Genomic DNA, 16027 nt, shown 5'->3' with positions numbered 1-16027 from the left:
ACTTCACCGCCACGTTCCCCGGTCCGTTCCCCGCGAGTCCGCACGGGAATCACACGGAACGCCAACTCCTCGGCTGGCTGGAGGAGTACCCGCTGCTTCCCTCCGCCAGGGCCAGGAGTGTTCTGGTGAACATCACGAGTCACGGAGCATCGCGTACCTTCCCGACCGCCGACGCGGACGATCTGGTTCTGTTCGCGGAACTCCTGCTGTGGCTCACCGCGTTCGACGACGTGCACGGCGAGGGCAACGCCGCCGGCGACCCGGTTGGTCTTGTCGACCGCTCCGCTGAGCTGATGCTCGTCCTGGCCAGCGGCAGCCCGCCTCCCCTCATGGGCCCGTTCCCCGCCGCCCTGTACGACCTGCTTGCCCGTTTCCGGGCCCGGACCGGCCCAGCCGCGTACCTCCGACTTGCCGCAAGCCTGCGCGACACCATCATGGCTCTGGTCTGGGAGGCACACCATGTGGCGGAGCCGGAGAGGGTTGCGCTCGCGACCTATCTGGAGATGCGTCCGCACACCGTGTTCGTCAGGACGATCATTGCCGCGGCGGAGATTGTCCTGGACTACGAACTGGCGGACGCGCAGCGGGCGCTGGCGCCGGTGCGGCACCTGGAGACCGCTGTGGCCAATCTCGCGGGCTGGGTCAACGACTTGGCCTCCTACGAACGTGAGGTGGCGCGAGGGCCGGTGCAGCCATTGAGCCTGCCCACGCTGCTGCGGGCGCGGCACGGCGGAAACCTCGAGGAGGCGTTTGCACGCGCCAGTGGTATGTGCGAAAACGAAGCAGCCGTCGCCCGGCGATGGATCACGAGCCTCGCCTGCGATCCCCCGAGCACGCTCACAGCCCACGCCCGCGCCCTGGAGGGCATCGCCCGCTCCTTCATCTGGCACACCAGCCATGCCCGATACCAAGGCCCCAAATGAGGCGCTGCCCGCTCCGTCCGCTCGGCTTGACGAGCAGCGGGTGTGTAGACGCTCGTACGACCTGGACTGGCTGGTGATCACCCCGACGCCAAGGCCGCACTCGACTTTCCGTCGCCACATGGGTCTTGGTCCAGGCCGGTGGGCCGAGTGCCGGCCCCGGGCCGCCGGGCCACGTCGGCGCATCGCCAGGTCCGCACCTCGGCCGCCGGACCGGGCAATCCGTCCGGCTCCGCCTCGCGGCAGGGGCGGAGCAGTGGTGCGCCCGCGAGCGCTTCAATTGGGTCGCCGAGTGGCCCCGCCGCGGCTCGAGGCCGATGGACAGCGACGCTTCAAAAGGACCATTGGCGGGGCGGCTGACGACGTTGGTTCAACCATGGGTCGCAGCGCCCGCGCCTGGGTCGGCCACCCCGTTCCCGTGCGACGGACGACGCTCACGCTCATCCCGCACCGGCCTCGGTGGCCGGTGCGCTCGCCCGAGCGCTTGGGTGGCGTGCACGCCCTACGAGGAAGACCGACATGCCGACCAGGCACCACACAGCGAGCACGACATAAGGCTCGATGTGCTGGTTGTGAGGGAAGTAGATTGCGTTGCGCTGAGCACTCACCGATGCGCCCGGTGGCAGGAACCGTCCCAGAAAGCCCAGGACCGGAGGGAGCAGCGGCCAGGCAACTGCGCCTCCGGAGGAGGGGTTGCCGAGGATGACGAGCAGCAGCCACGTCGGCAGAAGTGCCCAGCGGCCCAGGAAGGTATGGAACGCAGTAAAGATCATGCCGGCGGTGAACATGGTGAGCGTGCAGATGCCCCACGACTGGGCGAAGGGCAGCCGCACCACGCCGAGCACCCAGTCGGACATGGCACAAATGCACAGGCCACCCAGCACGGAATAGCAAACGGTAGTGGCGATCCGTTCGGCGGGGCGCAGTGTTTGGGCATGCACCCCGAGCTGGATGGCACCGACGAAACCCAGGATGGTCGAGCCCAGGGCGATGTAGAAGAGCGCGAGCCCCTGGGGGTCAGTGGCCGGAAGCGGCTTGATATCCCTGACCTGGACGGAGATACCGAGCGCCCGACCCACGTCCGGGGCGCTTTGGCCGAGGACCCGGGCGACCGACGCACCCGCCGCGCTCGCCACGTCGACCTCCACGCCGGCCGGACGGCGCTGCAGGATCGCGAATTCCCTCTGCGCGTCGACCGCGGCGAGCGCACTGCCGTAGTCGGAGTACGGGTGCAGGACCAGTGAGGTGCGGAGCGCGGACTCCAGCGCACCGACGAACCGATCGCCGCTGGCCGACTTCCCCGTCACCGCGACGGGGATACGATGCGGTACGGGATTGGCCATCGCCCAGCCGTAGGCACCGACGAAGAGACCGGCCAGTGCGGCGACGATGAGCGAGATCACCACCGCCGGCACGAAGCGCGAGGACGTCAGCCGCGACCATCTACCCTGACGGGGCCGCCGACGAGGCTCCGCTGCGGACCGATGTTCGCCCATAGCTGCGATCGTATGGGGGGCGAAGAGCAGCGTCCGGCTGCCGCACCGGATGCGTCGCCTTGACCTCGGTCTTATGACCTACCGCGGCTTCGTCGCCGAACCGCTGATGGCCGAGTACGACGCCCTGGCCCGCCGCAGGTCGAAGCTGCGGGCCAAGGCGGCGAACCTTCCCCGGGAGAAGGCCCCTGCTGACCTCCGACTTTTCGACGCCAACCCCAACATCGCCCCAGCCACGATCCATACGCTTGCCAGCTCCGAGTGGATCAAGAAAGGGCAGTCGCTCTGCCTGATCGGTGACTCCCGCACAGGCAAGTCCCCCAGGTAGCAGCACAGGGCCGGCAGGTGCGTGCGCGCCAACGGCGAGGGCCACCGCGTCCCGGTCCCCTCGGGCAGTGAGGGTGCCGGCGGGTTCGAGCGGCGGTGAAGTCGCGGCGATGAGCATCGGGGCCGTCGCGGAACGCTTCGGTCTCCCCACGCACGTCCTGCGGCACTGGGAAGCGATGGGCCTCCTCGCCCCCGCAGCAGCGGCACGGCCGCGGACTGGTCGACGGTGCTCGTCGAGTCGAGGTGCCCGTAAATGGTTGCCAGCTCGTCGTTGTCGTGCCGGTTGAGGTGGGCGCCCCGTCGGGGTTGTTGGTGTAGTCCCCGCAGGTGCCCAGGTTGGCGTTGCCGAAGTTCGTGTCCTGGTCCTGGTGGTCGAGGCCGAAGGTGCGCCCGATCTCCTGGCAGGCCACCAAGCCTCTCCGCGACGGGGGGTTGTACGTCGCCGTGTTGAAGTACGTGTCGTTGAGCTTCGCCGTGCCAGAGGCGAAGTGGATCCCGCCGCTGACGGATGTGGAGGCGACGCCGAGCCAGACGGCCGCCCGTTCGGCCGGGGATGGTTGCACGACGATGACGGTGGCCTGCTCACACGCGTCGAGACAGTCTCACCGGCCGGACCTGGGCGATGGATCCCAGCTCGCGCTTCAGCGCGGCGAGTTGGGCATCATGGTCGACGCCGCGGAGCCTTGACCGTGCCACGGCGGCAGCCCCGGCAGACGATGACGGCGCACAGGGCCGCCGCCTGGGCGGGAGCCTCCGTCTCTCACTTGATGAGCAGGGCGGGCCGGGTCGCGATGTGGAGCAGGTACTCCAGGGGGCCGCGCCGGAACAGCCGGGTCCAGACCGTCGCCAGGAGCGTGGCACCCGCGATGAAGCCGAGCAGCACGGGCAAGGCAGCCATGGTCTCGTCCTCGACCCTGGCCACGTGCCAAACGTCGGTGAAGAACCAAAGAGCGACGATGTGGAGAACGTAGACCGTCAGCGCTGTCATACCGACCGCCGCAATGGGTGTGGCCAGACGCGTGAGGCGCGGCATGCGGGCGGCGACCGTCAGACACGTGGCCACCACCACGAGGGCGATGCCCGTGTTGCCGAGGATGGAGAAGGTCGTCTGGCTGTGCGGTGCGGCCACCAGCAACCACGCGAGCGGGGTGCGGTTCTGTGGCTCGCCGACGCTGTCGGACCACCACGCGGACGACGCCGAACCGCCGTCCGTGGCGGCCGCGACGGCGGAGAGAGCGTGGGGGACCAGGCGCAGGGCCAGCCAGGAGCCTCCGTAGCCGAGGAGAGCGAGTGCCCCGCCGGTGAGGGCAAGCCGGGAGCGGATACGGGAGCAAGAGAGATCGATCCGGGCCACCGCCATGCCCGCGATCAGGAACGGAATCCAGGTGAGAACCGGATACTCTCCGGTGAACAAAAGTTCGATGATGCCGTCCGTGTTGTTGATCCTGGCCAGCGGGTCGCCGGCTGTGATGGCATCCGCCCAACTCCCCTCCTCGATCGTTTTCCTTACCGCGTACAGGACTTGGGGCAAGATCAGTGCGCCCGCGCCGGCGACGAGTGCGAGCGTCCTTGCCCGCAACCTGTACAGCGGGAGCGCGGTCAGGAAGAGCAGCCCGTAGAAGCTGAGGATCACATCGACCTGAGTGTCCAGTGCGGTCAAGGCGTAGCCGAGCACCAGGAGGATGACGGCGCGGATCACGATCCTGACGACCGCCTGCCGGCCGAGGCGCCCTGTCCTCGGATGCGGGCGGCCGGTGATGATGACCAGCGAGAAGCCGGCGAGCAGGGCGAAGAGGGCGGAGGAGCGGCCCCGCGCCAACTCCAGGAGGATCCCCATCGGTCCGCCCACCGTCACGTCGGGTCCGACATGGGCGGAGTACATGCCGAAGACGGCAAACCCGCGGGCCAGGTCGATACCAATGAGCCGGCCCGTCGACGGTGCGCTGACCGGGGTGGACGAGCGATCCGTCCCAAGCTCACGTGATACCTGTGCCGACAGGGTCAACGATGCGTTCTGCGTCATGCCTTCAAGGTCGACCGACCAGTCGTCCCAGCCACCCCGGCAACTTTCCAGAGGCGCCCCGTCGACTGGCCGGAGTTACCTGGCCGACTGGCCGGACCCGCGCCGCCGTCTGGCGGGAAACGCACGTCGGTCGCCGACAGACGGCTTCCGGCGTGGTAAGGATCGAAAGGCGGGCATGCGACGAGCGGAGCGCACGTGATCCGGGTACTGGTGGTCGACGACGAAGCCCTGATCCGCTTGGGCTTCACGCATATTCTCAACGCTGTTGAGGACATTGAGGTCATCGCCGCGGTACCTGGCAGCCAGGCCGTCCGGACGGTGGGCGAGCTGCACCCTGACGTGGTCCTGCTGGACATCCGGATGCCGGACGTGGACGGGCTCACCATTCTGGCCAACATTCGTCGTATCCCCCATCCTCCAGTGGTGGCCATGCTCACCACGTTCGACACCGACGAGTACGTGGCGACCGCCCTGCGCTCGGGCGCCGCCGGATTTCTACTCAAGGACACCGACCCCGAGCATCTCCCCTACCTGGTACGAACCCTGGCCGAGGGTGGGACCGTACTGTCGTCCAAGGTCACCCGCACAGTGGTGGACGGCTACCTCGACAAGGGTGCGCGCGAACCCTCCGCTGTCCGACTCGCTGCCCGGCTCTCTGAACGCGAGCGTGCCGTCCTCATACTGATAGCAGCGGGGCTCGCCAACACCGACATCGGCGAACGGATGCACCTGAGCACCGGCACCGTCAAAGGCCATGTCAGCGCCGTTCTCAGCAAACTGCGGGTCAGCAGCCGCGTCGAGGCGGCCTTGATCGCCGAACGCGCGGGCCTCCTGCCGCCACCACGGGATGGGGACACCCTTTGAACGTCCGACGCCTGCCGGCTCGGTTGCTGGACGCCGCCCTCATCGGGGCGTCGCTGGCTGATGCCTGGGCCCACATCGAGATTGAGGAGCACGCGGCCATGGCCTGCGCGCTGCTCGCCGCGCTTGCCCTCGCGCTGCGTCGCCGCCTGCCACTGACGACCTTCGTGTTCACACTCCCCACCGCCATGGTCTCCGACGCGGTATTCGCAACCTTGGCCGCGCTGTACACGCTCTCCTCTCTCAGCCGCCACCGCATCCTGCTGGCCGGCTGCGCCCTGGCCTACGCGATCACGGACTTCCTGCCCTGGCCGTGGTCGTCCCTGGAGGCGGCCGACCTTGCTGAGACCTCCAGTCTGGTCCACCTCACCTACACCCTGGCCGTCTCAGTCGCCCCCGTCTTCCTGGGACAGCTCGTGCAGGCCCGACGCGAACTGTCCCTTCGACTGTCTGAAATCTCCGAGGCCCGCGAGCACGAGCGGCTGCTGACCGCCCAGAGCGTCCTGGCGAAGGAACGCGCACAACTCGCCCGGGAGATGCACGACGTGGTCTCCCACCAGGTCAGCCTCATCGCGGTACAGGCCGGAGCACTCCAGGTGGGCAGCCGGGATCCCGAGACCAGAAAGGCCGCGGCCACGATCCGACGGCTCAGCGTGCAGACCCTGGACGAACTGCGGCACATGGTCAGCGTGCTGCGCGCATCCGGCAGCCGCCCGACAGAGCTCACTCCCCAGCCTTCCATCGCCGACCTGCAGCAACTGGTCGGCGGCAGTGGAATCGAAGCGGAACTGGAGACGGACCTGCCCGAAGACCTTCCGCCCAGCATTCAACGCGCTGTCTACCGTTCCGTCCAGGAAGCCTTGACCAACGTCCGCAAACACGCCCCCGGCGCCACGGCGAGGGTGTACATCCACCACAGGGACGGCGCCCTCCACACCACCGTCATCAACACCGCCCCCACCCGGCCGGCACTACCCCTGCCCAGCGCCCACCACGGCCTCGCCGGCCTGCGCCAACGCGCTGAACTCCTCGGCGGCACGATCGCCGCCGAGTGCACAGTCGACGGTGGGTACAAGCTCCATGTGGAGCTGCCGATGCAGCACAGGCCGCCCCCGGCTGGCGCTGCCGCACCGCGCGAGCCGTAGCGCATCTCGATTCGTCACGAGGTGTCAGGATAAGTGGAAGGCTGTCGAGGCTCGGGGTGCTCGTGCTGGTCGTGGGCGACCGTCCGCGGAGTAGATCGTCTGTCAGCTCGTTTGGCTTGACGACTGGCCTGCAGCAGAGCTGCAGAGGGTCCTGCGAAAGCCCCTACTCGGCAACTTTGAGTTCGAGCTCGCAGTCCAGCGTCTGGATGTACGCCCGACCACCCTGCTCATATTCGAAGCGGCACTTACGTGCTGTCTCTTTCGGTGGTCCGGTGATTTTCATTTTGGCCAGGTAGAAGATGGTACTTTCTTTCCCGGCTGGAACCTTGACGGGCTTTGCTGCGTAGTTCTTGAGCTTCGCGAATTCAGTTGTGTGCGGCCCGCCTTCCTTGGCCAGAAGCGGGAGTCCTTCGGTGTCGTTCAGGTCGTACGCGCCCTACTCCAGCAGGGTCCGTTGCATGATTGGGATCCGTCCGGTGCGCCGGACTGGTCTGGAGTCGCGCTGGACGTCCCGGTTCGGGCAGGGGAGAGCGAACGCAGTGCAGGCACGGTGCCGGTGATCATGTGAGTGTCGAAGTCCCATGAACACCTGGCGAGTCCGTGCCTGCTCCTGCATCTTCCCTCATCCCTGCCGCGCTGGATCAACTGACCCGGGCCTCCGAGCCGGCTCCGCTGTCGGACGCGGTCGGCCTGTCCGGCTTCCTGGACCTGGTGCCCGACCCGCGAGGCGTTCGCGGACGCCGCTATCCGCTGCCCGCGCTCATCGCCGCGACCGCGGCGAGCGTGCTGGCCGGTGCCCGGTCACTCACCGCGATCGCGGAGTGGATATCCGACGCCCCCGCCTGGGCCTGCCGAGCCCTCGGCTTCCCCGTCGACCCGCTGACCGGCGTCGTGTCCGTCCCGCACCCCCACACCCTGCGACGTCTTCTTGTCCAGCTCGACGGCGACGCCCTGGACCGGGCGATCGGCGCCTTCCTCACCGCCCGCGCCACCCCGGCCAGGCCCGGGCTACGGGCGATCGCGGTCGACGGCAAGGCCCTGCGCGGCTCACGCACCGCCACCACCGCGCACGTCACCGTGCGCGCCGCGATGGAACACACCGGCAGCGTCCTGGCCCAGCGCCAGATCGCAGACAAGAGCAATGAAATCCCCGCCTTCCGGCCCCTGCTGGACACCATCAACCTGACCGACACGGTGATCACCGCCGACGCCCTGCACACCCAGCACGCCCACGGCACCTACCTCCGCACCCGCGGCGCTCACCACATCGCCCAGGTCAAGGCCAACCACCCCACCCTGTTCGACCGCGTCCGCCGCCTGCCCTGGCAGGACATCGCCCTGGACCACTACGAGCGCACCACGGCGCATCACCGCCTGGAGATCAGACAGCTGAAGTCCGCCGCCTTCGCCCACCTTGATTACCCCGATGCCCGCCAGGCCCTTCAAGTCGTGCGCTGGAGGAAGGACTTCACCAGCGGCAAGCTCACCATCGAGCGCGTCTACCTGATCACCAGCCTGCCGCCCGGCACCGCGAGCGGCGCCCGGCTCGCAGCCTGGATCAGAGGGCACTGGAAGATCGAAAACCTGCTGCACCACGTCCGGGACCGGACCTTCCGCGAGGACGACTCCAAGATCCGTACCGGCAGCCTTCCACGCGTCATGGCCGGCCTGCGCAACCTCGCCATCGGCGTCCACCGCCAAGACGGCCGCACCAACATCGCCACCGCCCTACGCCATGCAGCCCGCGACTGGCACCGACCTCTGACCGCCCTCGGTCTCATCGGATGAACCCGGACAGAAGACGATCACGCAACGGACCCTGGTTTCGGGACCAGACGAAATCGAGGTCGCGCTGGGCGGCGACTCCCTCGCGGACGTGGGCATGCTCCCGGAAACCGAGTCGACCGCGTTCGGTCCGGTGTGGTGAGGGTGCCGCCGCGGCCTGGAAAAGGCCATCGAGCGGGAGCGCTTCAATGTGTCAGGACGGTGGCCTGAGCACGGAGTCGATGACATACACAGTGGCGTTCGCAACCTTGATGTTGCCGCAGACGATGTTCGCCTTGCCGTTGACCTTGAAGTCGGTGCCCGATCCCGACGTGGTCAGCTTCCCGCCTTCCATCGTCGTGAAGGAACCCTTGGAGAGTTCACTTGGGGTGATTTGCTTGTCCACGACGTGGTAGGTCAGTACCTTCTTCAGTTGGCCCTGATTGCCCAGTAGGGAACTGAGCTGCGACACGGTCAGCTTCTGGAAAGCCTGGTTGTTGGGCGCGAAGACGGTGATGTTGGGCTTCCCGTCGAGGGAGCCGCTCAGCCTCGCCCTGACCACGGCTGAGACCAGCTGGCTGAGTTGTGGATGTGCGGCCGCCCCCTCCGTGACCTTGTCCTTGGACGTGTCAACCTTCTCGGAGAGCGCCGAACAGCCGGGACCGAATGTTCCCGACGGGCTGGGGGACGGACCCTGCGCATGACTTTGCGATGTCAGGCCGCCAAGCGTGAGGGGAATTGCGATCGCAGTTGCCGCGGCAGCTTTTGCTGCACGTGTAGTAGTGAAACTCATAGCAAACCTTCCTCCCGTGGAGGCGTGAACGCTGCATGAGTCTGTATGGCGGAAGTCGTCGCTTCCGCCGGAGCAGTGGTACGCCCGGACACGGGACTCGTCACCACCCCACACACCGAGGGTATCCAGCAAGTGTCGGCAACCGCATCTTGAAGCACGGGCTCGCCGACGTCCTCAACGGGCGAGGAACGCTCACCCGGTGAAATCCAGGACTGATTGAGCCCTTTCCAACCTGCTTCTGGAGTACGGCGGTTGGGCTGACAACGTGGTGAAACCCCTGGTAGATGGGTTCTCGACCAAGAGAACCGTCTCCACCAGAGGCTTCACATGCTTGTTTACCCGTCGGGCGTCGACGTGTCCAGCTCTGCCCTCCGCTTCCTCACTCAGCAGTTGCGGCGACACCGCCGCGACATCGGCTCACGCTGGCGACGCCTGAGCGCCGGCCGCCAGGCCCTGCTGACACTCGCCCATCTGCGGGTGGGACACACGTATGCCCAGCTCGCGGCCGGGTTCGGCGTCGGAACCACGACGGCCTACCGCTATGTCACCGAGGCTGTCCACCCTCGCCCCCAGCCTCACCGACGCTGTGCGGACCGCGTCGGTGAGGCTGGGTATGCCCGAGGCCGGACACCGCGAGGTCTTCCACGTACACCGCTTGGTCGTCGCGAATGATCTGTGTGGATGTCTTGTGGTGCCAGTCCCGGCGCCGGTCCGCCACCTTGGCGTGCTGGCGAGCGACCTTGATACGGGCCTCGGCCCGGTTCTTCGATCCCTTGGCCTTGCGGGACAGGTCCCGCTGAAGGCGCCTGAGCTTCTTCTCCGCCCGGCGCAGGAAACGGGGGCTGTCGATCTTGCTGCCGTCGGACAGGACGGCGAAGGCGGACAGGCCCAGGTCGATGCCGGCGTCGGTTTCCAGGCTGGGCAGGATGTCCGGCTCGGTGTCCACGACGAAGCTGAGGAAGTACCGGCCGGAGCTGTCCTTGGTGACGGTCAGGGACGTGGGCGCGGCCGGAAGCCGACGGGACCACTTGACCTTGAGGCGCCCGACCTTGGCCACGTACACCGTGCCGTTCTCCTGGAGACAGAAGGCATTGGTATTGACACGGATCGACTGCCGGGTGTCCTTCTTCGACTTGTACCGGGGCGGCCCCACTGCCCGGCCCCGCCGCTTTCCTTTGATCGAGTCGAAGAAGTGCTTGTAGGCGGTGTCCAGGTCCCGCAGAGACTGCTGCAGGACGACCGCCGACACATCGGCGAACCAGGCCCGGTCCTCGGTGCGCTTGGCCTGCGTGATGCGAAGCCGGGACAGGTCCGCTGATTTCACATACGGCAGTCCTGCCGCGTGTGCTTCCTTCCGGTCACGCAGGCAGTCGTTCCACACCACGCGGGCGCACCCGAACGCATGCGCCAGCGCACGCCGCTGGGAGGCGTCCGGGTAGGTCCGGTAGTTGTAGCGGAGCTGCACAACCCAAGACGCTACAACGATTGGCCTCACGGATTGGCCGAACGACTACAGGCGTGGCAGGCACGCCGTTTCGGCGATGCATGTACACTTGGGGTATTTGTGACGAAGTGTCGGCGCGGGGTGTTCAACGACGAGATGCTGACACGCTGCGAAGAGGTCATGCGCAAGGTGTGCGAGGACTTCGAAGCGGAACTGAAGGAGTTCAACGGCGAACGCGATCACGTCCACCTCCTGATCAACTACCCGCCCAAGGTCGCCGTCTCGAAGCTGGTCAACAGTCTCAAGGGCGTCTCCGCTCACCGGATACGGCTGGGGGTACAAGGCAACTGGGCGCATGCACACCGGTGTTCACGCCGCGCCCGTCAGCAGTGCAGCGCCTCCGGCTACTGCAGCACAGGGGAGGCCACCAGGCGCTCCCGCCCCGTCCGCGGAACGGCTCGCCAGCGGTCCACCGCGTACGCGACCCCCGCGACGCCCAGCCCCAGCACCGCCAGTGCCGCGCCGGCCAGCGCCGGTGATGTCACGCCGAAGACGCGGAGGCATCGGTGGTGGTGGCGGTGTTCTCCATCGGCGTGATGCTGATGGTCACCGGCGCAACGTACTTGATCGGACCGACGTGCTTGATCGAGCCCTCCGCGTTCAGCAGCACCTGCTTATTGTTCGGGTGCCGGAAGTCGAACATGCCCTTCAGCGAGCCGGCCGTGGCATCGAAGGAATGGTCGCCGAGGCGGCCGGTATACCAGTTGTCCTCGGGGAACCAGGTGATGAACGCCTGATCGGTCAGGGTGTGGTCGACCTTGTTGACCTTGCTGTACGGCGAGAGCACGAGCAGCGGCTGCCGGGTGCCGGGAGGGCAGCGGTCGGCGTAGCCGCCAAACGCCTTGGGCCCTTCTGGCAGGCGGGGCCGTCGGTGGCCTTGCCGTTGGAGCCGAGAGAGGTGTTCTTGGAGTCGTGGCGCGGGGCGAGGTAGGCATGGTCGTGCCAGCCGGCGGAGTCGTCCTGGCGATGACGACTGCGGTTCCTTGGCGTAGGCGAACACGTCCGACAGGGAGGCGCAGACCGGACCGGTCGGGGACCGTGCATCCCCGACCGGCCAGCAGGCCCCGGATCTCTCCGATCGCGCGGATGGTTGAGCGGTCGACGCCGAACCACAGCCCCAGCACCCAGTGCGGGAGATCGTGCTGAGCTTCCCCGGGCTCGGCATCCAGCTCGCCGCCCGGATCCTGGCTGAGATCGGGGATGATCACACCCGCTTCGCTGACGCCCGGGATCCGAAGGCGTACGCGGGCTCCTCGCCCATCATCAGGGCATCCGGCAAGAAGTCATCCATCACGCGGCGGTGGGTGAAGAACGACCGCCTTAACCACGCCGGCTACCTCTGGGCCTTCGCCTCGCTGCGAGCCTCCGCTGGGGCCAACGCCCACTACCGACGACGCCGCGAGCACGGAGAGTGGCACGCGGCCGCCCAGAGGAACCTCTTCAACCGCATGATCGGCCGGCTCTATCACTGCCTCCAGCACCGCAAGCTGTTCGACGAGAACACGGCGTTCCCCACCGAACTCGCTGCCGTAGCTTGACGCGTTGGCATCGTGAGGTGTCTGCGCACCATGAATCCCATCGAGTCAACCTTCTCCACGGTCAAGCTCCGGACCAAGGTCACCCGCGGCGCGGGCAGCCCGGCAGCCGCACTGGCGATGGTGTTCAAACTGGCCGAGTCCGCTCAGGCCCGCTGGCGTGCGATCACCGCACCCCACCTCGTCGCCCTCGTCCGCGCCGGCGCCCGCTTCGAGAACGGTCACCTCGTCGAACGCCCTGAGGCCGCCGCGGCATGAACAACCCCGGCTTGCCTTCGAGCGCACTTCAATTGCGAGGATGACCGGCGCGCGCTGCGCGTCTGTGCCATTCGCCAGGAAAGGACCCGAGGTATGCCCGATGTGAACTTCGCGCTGGGAACGATGGGATTCGGCACCACAGTGGACGCCGCTAGGTCGTTAGATCTGCTCGACCGGTTCGCGGACGCCGGCGGGACGATCGTCGACACGGCCAACTGCTACGCCTTCTGGTCCGATCCGAACAGCCACGGCGGACAGAGCGAGGAGGTCATCGGGCGGTGGCTGGCCCGCCGTCCCCGCTGGCGCGACCAGGTGTTTCTCAGCACCAAGGCGGGTGCCCAACCCGTCGGCCCTGGCGACTGGCCGGCCAACCGCGAGGGCCTGTCGGCGTCGGCGGTCAAGGCCGCTGTCGAGGGCAGCCTGCGTCGGCTGGGCACCGACCGGATCGATCTGTACTGGGCCCACATGGAGGACCGCACAGTCCCTCTGGCTGAGTCCGCTGAGGCTTTTGGCGAACTCGTTGCCGAGGGCACGGTGAGCCGGCTGGGCTGCTCCAACCACCCGGTGTGGCGAGTGGAGCGGGCCCGACAGATCGCCAGGGACAACGGCTGGACCGGATACAGCGCGCTCCAGCTGCGCCATTCCTATCTCCAGCCCCGCCCCGGCGTGCCGGTGCCCGGCCAGGCCCACCGTTTCGGCTGGGTCACCGACGAGGTCATCGACTACGTCGACAGCGAGCCGGACCTGTCCTTGTGGGTGTACACCGCCCTGTTGAACGGGTTCTACAGCCGCCCGGACCGGCCGCTTCCCGATGCCTACGACCACCCCGGCAACTCCCGACGGCTCACGGCCCTGAGCAAGGTGGCCGGGGACCTCGGTGTAAGCCGCACCCAGGTCGTCTTGGCCTGGCTGATCGGCGGCAAGCCGACCGCCACCCCGATCGTCGGGGTCAGCACATCGGAGCAGCTCGACGAAGCACTCGCCGGGGCTCGCTTGCAGCTGCCCGCCGAACACCGTCGCCTACTCGACGAGACCGTCTGACAGCCGGACACGCAGGATCCGAAGGATGGGAAGGACAGGCATGACCGAGACCTATCACGCGGTTCAGTACACGCAGTACGGCGGCCCAGAGGTGTTGGGTGTCGTCGAACTCCAGGCTCCGCACCCTGGGCCGGGCGAGGTGCTGGTCAGGGTCCGGGCCGCTGGTGTGAATCCGATCGACTGGAAGCTGCGCACCGGTGCCTTGGTGGCGATGATGCCTGTGGAGTTCCCGGCAGTGCCCGGTGGCGACGTGGCCGGCGTTGTGGAGGAGACCGGCGACGGCGTGTGCGGCCTGACAGTCGGCGACGAGGTATTCGGCTCCATCGGCTCCGGTGGATACGCCGAACTGGCGTTGGCACCGGCAGGACAGCTCGCGCGCAAGCCAGAGGCAGTGTCCTGGGAAGTCGCCGCCGCGCTGCCCGTGGCCGCCAACACGGCCTATCAGGCGCTGACCGATATCGGCTTGAAGCCCGGGGAGACTCTGGTCGTCGACGGGTCGGCAGGCGGCGTCGGCACAGTGACCGTGCAACTCGCCAGGCGTCTCGGCGCCACCGTGATCGGCACCTCGAGCGAGCACAACCATGAGTACCTGCGCTCACTCAAAGCCGAACCGGTGACCTACGGCGACGGGCTGGCCGAGCGGATCCGCGTGCTCTCGCACAAGGGCGTGGACGCGGCACTCGACATGGCGGGAAAGGGCTCACTGCCGGCGTTGATCGACGTGGTGGGCGGCCCCGAGCGGGTGGCGACCATTGCCGCCTTCAACGCGGCTGAACTCGGTGTGCGATTCGTGTCCGCTGACACCGATGAGCTCCCCAAGCGGCTGGCACGAGCCGCGGCCCTGGCGGCGAGCGGCGAGTTGACGGTCCCGGTGGCCGGAACATACTCGCTGGCCGAGGCCCATGAGGCACACCGCGAAAGCGAGGGCGGGCACGTCCGGGGCAAGTTGGTCATACTCCCAGGCTGATCCACAAGTCTTGACAGTTACTCGTGGCAGCCGCCGTCCAAGACCTACTGGTGCACCTACGCCCGGGCCTGGGTGTGGGTGAAGGCGACGTACGAGCTGTCGGTGACCAAAGCCGAGAAGAACACGCTCACCGAGATGCTGGGTACCTGCTCCTCATGAGCGACCACGGCCCCCAGCAGGAGCGATTCATCGACGAGGCGAAAGCCGGGCCCGGCAGCGTGATGACCGAGGTCGGCGTCATCACCGGCGAGCTCACCGTCACCACCAGTCTCCTCCCCGACGGGCGCGTCAGCATTGCCGTCCAGTACACGGACGCCGACGAGTGGTACACCCTCACCGGAAGCCTGCTCCCGGTGCCGCCGAAGGGCCGTACTCCATGCACGGGTGCTGGAGCAGGTCCGGCGGGGCAGCGAGGCGGCGGGGCCGAAGCACCCAGCCGCCCGTGAGGGCGGCGGGCCGTCGAGGTGGAGGGACCGAAGGAATTCGCTGACCTGCTGAAGCGCGGCTCCAATCGTGTGCAGCTCCCGCAGCCGCTCGTGAGGATTGGCCCCCGTGCGTCGGATGTGGTCGGACCCATCACTCGCGAGAGGCGGTGGTGAGCGGGAATCCTCCGCTGCCGCCGCCCCGCATGTCCTCCATGTCGAACGGGTCTGCGTCGGCCCGGACGGCATGGATACCGAGCCGTCCCCGGCCCGCGGGGGCGTCCTCGGCGGCGCTGATCCGGTACTCCACGGTGCGGGTGCCCTGGGCAGGCAGGTCCTGCGCACCGGAAGCGCCGGTCAACGGCTGATAGTCGTTGGCCACGACCAGTTCGACGGGATGCCAGTCGCCGTCGGGGGCCTCGCGCCGCTCCACCGATAGCTTGGGCGGCTGCTCGCCCGCGTAGTTGGACTCGACCTGCGCGGAGAGCGCGATGTCGCGGAGTGCCTTGCCGGTGGTGTTGCAGAGCTTGACGAGGACTGTCTGCGGTTCGCCGCCGGGGCGGACGGTGATGCCTTCGCGCGGGCCGGCGGCCGTGGTGATCAGGTGGCCGTTGGCCTTGTCGCCATCGGTGAGCTTTGGACAGGGCTTGGCCTGGAAAGCCGCGAAGTCGGGATTCGGCGAGCTCTCACCGTCTGCCAGGGCTGACGGCCCATCGCAGGCGGTGATGAAGAAAATCACCGCTCCTGCCGCGGCGACGGCGGATCTGGCCCAGCGCCTGTCTACGTGCACGGATGCCCCTTCTCATGGATCACTCGTTGGTGATCATCATGCCTGAAGGCCGATCATGGTTGCGCCGCGAGGAAGGTGCCCTGACCGCCTCAGCGGGAGCCAAGGCCGAGCCGCGCCGATCCTCCCCGCGCATCTCGCACTCGCTCTGGACGTCCGGACGACGTGGCACACTGGCGGCTCAGGC

Annotated in this window: 14 protein-coding genes and 8 pseudogenes; 14 read left to right on the top strand and 8 right to left on the bottom strand. The window is 67.7% G+C overall.

All coding sequences use genetic code 11. The annotated features are described in order from the left end of the window. Positions 1–125: 125 nt before the first annotated feature. Positions 126–923 carry a terpene synthase family protein gene (locus TNCT6_RS35260; protein ID WP_141365619.1) on the top strand — a complete coding sequence of 266 codons (798 nt, stop codon included), beginning with the start codon at positions 126–128 and terminating at the stop codon, positions 921–923. A gap of 437 nt (positions 924–1360) precedes the next feature. Here the strand turns inward: TNCT6_RS35260 and TNCT6_RS35255 are convergent, their stop codons facing one another. Beyond that, positions 1361–2326 carry an SNG1 family protein gene (locus TNCT6_RS35255; RefSeq protein ID WP_253266351.1) on the bottom strand — a complete coding sequence of 322 codons (966 nt, stop codon included), beginning with the start codon at positions 2324–2326 and terminating at the stop codon, positions 1361–1363. A 163-nt stretch (positions 2327–2489) separates the two neighbouring features. On the opposite strand from TNCT6_RS35255, the pseudogene TNCT6_RS35250 reads away from it, so the two are divergent. From TNCT6_RS35250 to TNCT6_RS41975, 3 genes and pseudogenes are all read left to right on the top strand, one after another. After that, positions 2490–2732, top strand: a pseudogene (locus TNCT6_RS35250) (ATP-binding protein); the annotation flags it as partial. A 118-nt stretch (positions 2733–2850) separates the two neighbouring features. Continuing rightward, positions 2851–3027 carry a MerR family DNA-binding transcriptional regulator gene (locus TNCT6_RS41795; RefSeq protein WP_301184415.1) on the top strand — a complete coding sequence of 59 codons (177 nt, stop codon included), beginning with the start codon at positions 2851–2853 and terminating at the stop codon, positions 3025–3027. A 49-nt stretch (positions 3028–3076) separates the two neighbouring features. Beyond that, positions 3077–3427: a hypothetical protein gene (locus tag TNCT6_RS41975; protein ID WP_172633148.1), complete on the top strand. Its 351-nt coding sequence runs from the start codon at positions 3077–3079 to the stop codon at positions 3425–3427. Between the two features lie 73 nt (positions 3428–3500). Here the strand turns inward: TNCT6_RS41975 and TNCT6_RS35235 are convergent, their stop codons facing one another. Next, a complete protein-coding gene (locus TNCT6_RS35235; RefSeq protein WP_141365613.1) occupies positions 3501–4763 on the bottom strand; it encodes a DUF418 domain-containing protein in 1263 nt (420 codons plus the stop codon). A 195-nt stretch (positions 4764–4958) separates the two neighbouring features. On the opposite strand from TNCT6_RS35235, the gene TNCT6_RS35230 reads away from it, so the two are divergent. The 3 genes from TNCT6_RS35230 to TNCT6_RS35220 all read left to right on the top strand — a co-directional run bounded on the left by TNCT6_RS35230 (position 4959) and on the right by TNCT6_RS35220 (position 8557). Then, the gene (locus TNCT6_RS35230) at positions 4959–5627 is read left to right on the top strand and encodes a response regulator transcription factor (protein WP_141365611.1); all 669 of its coding nucleotides are present in this window, start codon (positions 4959–4961) and stop codon (positions 5625–5627) included. Next, complete coding sequence (locus tag TNCT6_RS35225; RefSeq protein WP_141365609.1) at positions 5624–6769, top strand: sensor histidine kinase; 1146 nt, start codon at positions 5624–5626, stop codon at positions 6767–6769. The genes TNCT6_RS35230 and TNCT6_RS35225 overlap by 4 nt, the downstream gene beginning before the upstream one ends. A 600-nt stretch (positions 6770–7369) precedes the next feature. Beyond that, a complete protein-coding gene (locus TNCT6_RS35220; protein WP_253266349.1) occupies positions 7370–8557 on the top strand; it encodes an ISAs1 family transposase in 1188 nt (395 codons plus the stop codon). Between the two features lie 190 nt (positions 8558–8747). Here the strand turns inward: TNCT6_RS35220 and TNCT6_RS35215 are convergent, their stop codons facing one another. After that, on the bottom strand, positions 8748–9326 hold the full coding sequence (locus TNCT6_RS35215; protein WP_141365607.1) for a fasciclin domain-containing protein: 579 nt from the start codon (positions 9324–9326) through the stop codon (positions 8748–8750). A 327-nt stretch (positions 9327–9653) separates the two neighbouring features. Here TNCT6_RS35215 and TNCT6_RS35210 point away from each other — a divergent pair. Next, a pseudogene (locus TNCT6_RS35210) lies at positions 9654–9933 on the top strand (transposase family protein); the annotation flags it as partial. Here TNCT6_RS35210 and TNCT6_RS35205 read toward each other — a convergent pair. Beyond that, positions 9895–10791: pseudogene (locus TNCT6_RS35205) on the bottom strand (RNA-guided endonuclease InsQ/TnpB family protein); the annotation flags it as partial. The pseudogenes TNCT6_RS35210 and TNCT6_RS35205 sit on opposite strands and share 39 nt — an antisense overlap. A gap of 76 nt (positions 10792–10867) precedes the next feature. On the opposite strand from TNCT6_RS35205, the pseudogene tnpA reads away from it, so the two are divergent. Next, positions 10868–11100: pseudogene (gene tnpA, locus TNCT6_RS35200) on the top strand (IS200/IS605 family transposase); the annotation flags it as partial. 74 nt (positions 11101–11174) lie between these two features. On the opposite strand, the pseudogene TNCT6_RS35195 reads toward tnpA, so the two are convergent. From TNCT6_RS35195 to TNCT6_RS41345, 3 genes and pseudogenes are all read right to left on the bottom strand, one after another. After that, positions 11175–11321: pseudogene (locus TNCT6_RS35195) on the bottom strand (MFS transporter); the annotation flags it as partial. After that, a complete protein-coding gene (locus tag TNCT6_RS42225) occupies positions 11312–11617 on the bottom strand; it encodes a hypothetical protein (RefSeq protein WP_216372831.1) in 306 nt (101 codons plus the stop codon). The pseudogene TNCT6_RS35195 and the gene TNCT6_RS42225, both read right to left, overlap by 10 nt. 195 nt (positions 11618–11812) lie before the next feature. After that, a pseudogene (locus tag TNCT6_RS41345) lies at positions 11813–11975 on the bottom strand (IS5/IS1182 family transposase); the annotation flags it as partial. Here TNCT6_RS41345 and TNCT6_RS35180 point away from each other — a divergent pair. The 5 genes and pseudogenes from TNCT6_RS35180 to TNCT6_RS35155 form a co-directional block, all read left to right on the top strand. Further along, a pseudogene (locus TNCT6_RS35180) lies at positions 11949–12368 on the top strand (IS110 family transposase); the annotation flags it as partial. The pseudogenes TNCT6_RS41345 and TNCT6_RS35180 sit on opposite strands and share 27 nt — an antisense overlap. Before the next feature lie 21 nt (positions 12369–12389). Continuing rightward, positions 12390–12623 (top strand): annotated as a pseudogene (locus TNCT6_RS35175) (IS256 family transposase); the annotation flags it as partial. A 93-nt stretch (positions 12624–12716) separates the two neighbouring features. Beyond that, a complete protein-coding gene (locus TNCT6_RS35170) occupies positions 12717–13664 on the top strand; it encodes an aldo/keto reductase (protein WP_141365605.1) in 948 nt (315 codons plus the stop codon). A gap of 40 nt (positions 13665–13704) precedes the next feature. Then, positions 13705–14631, top strand: a complete 927-nt coding sequence (locus TNCT6_RS35165; protein ID WP_141365603.1) for an NADP-dependent oxidoreductase — start codon at positions 13705–13707, stop codon at positions 14629–14631. 155 nt (positions 14632–14786) lie between these two features. After that, a complete protein-coding gene (locus tag TNCT6_RS35155; RefSeq protein ID WP_253266348.1) occupies positions 14787–15077 on the top strand; it encodes a hypothetical protein in 291 nt (96 codons plus the stop codon). 130 nt (positions 15078–15207) lie between these two features. Here TNCT6_RS35155 and TNCT6_RS35150 read toward each other — a convergent pair whose 3' ends face one another. Then, positions 15208–15792, bottom strand: coding sequence for a hypothetical protein (locus TNCT6_RS35150; RefSeq protein WP_141365601.1), 585 nt, complete (start codon positions 15790–15792; stop codon positions 15208–15210). Between the last annotated feature and the right edge of the window lie 235 nt (positions 15793–16027).

The organism is Streptomyces sp. 6-11-2 (assembly GCF_006540305.1).
Lineage (GTDB): Bacteria > Actinomycetota > Actinomycetes > Streptomycetales > Streptomycetaceae > Streptomyces.
The sequence above is the reverse complement of the archived record's forward strand: the minus strand, read 5'-3'. Positions and strand labels throughout refer to the sequence as shown.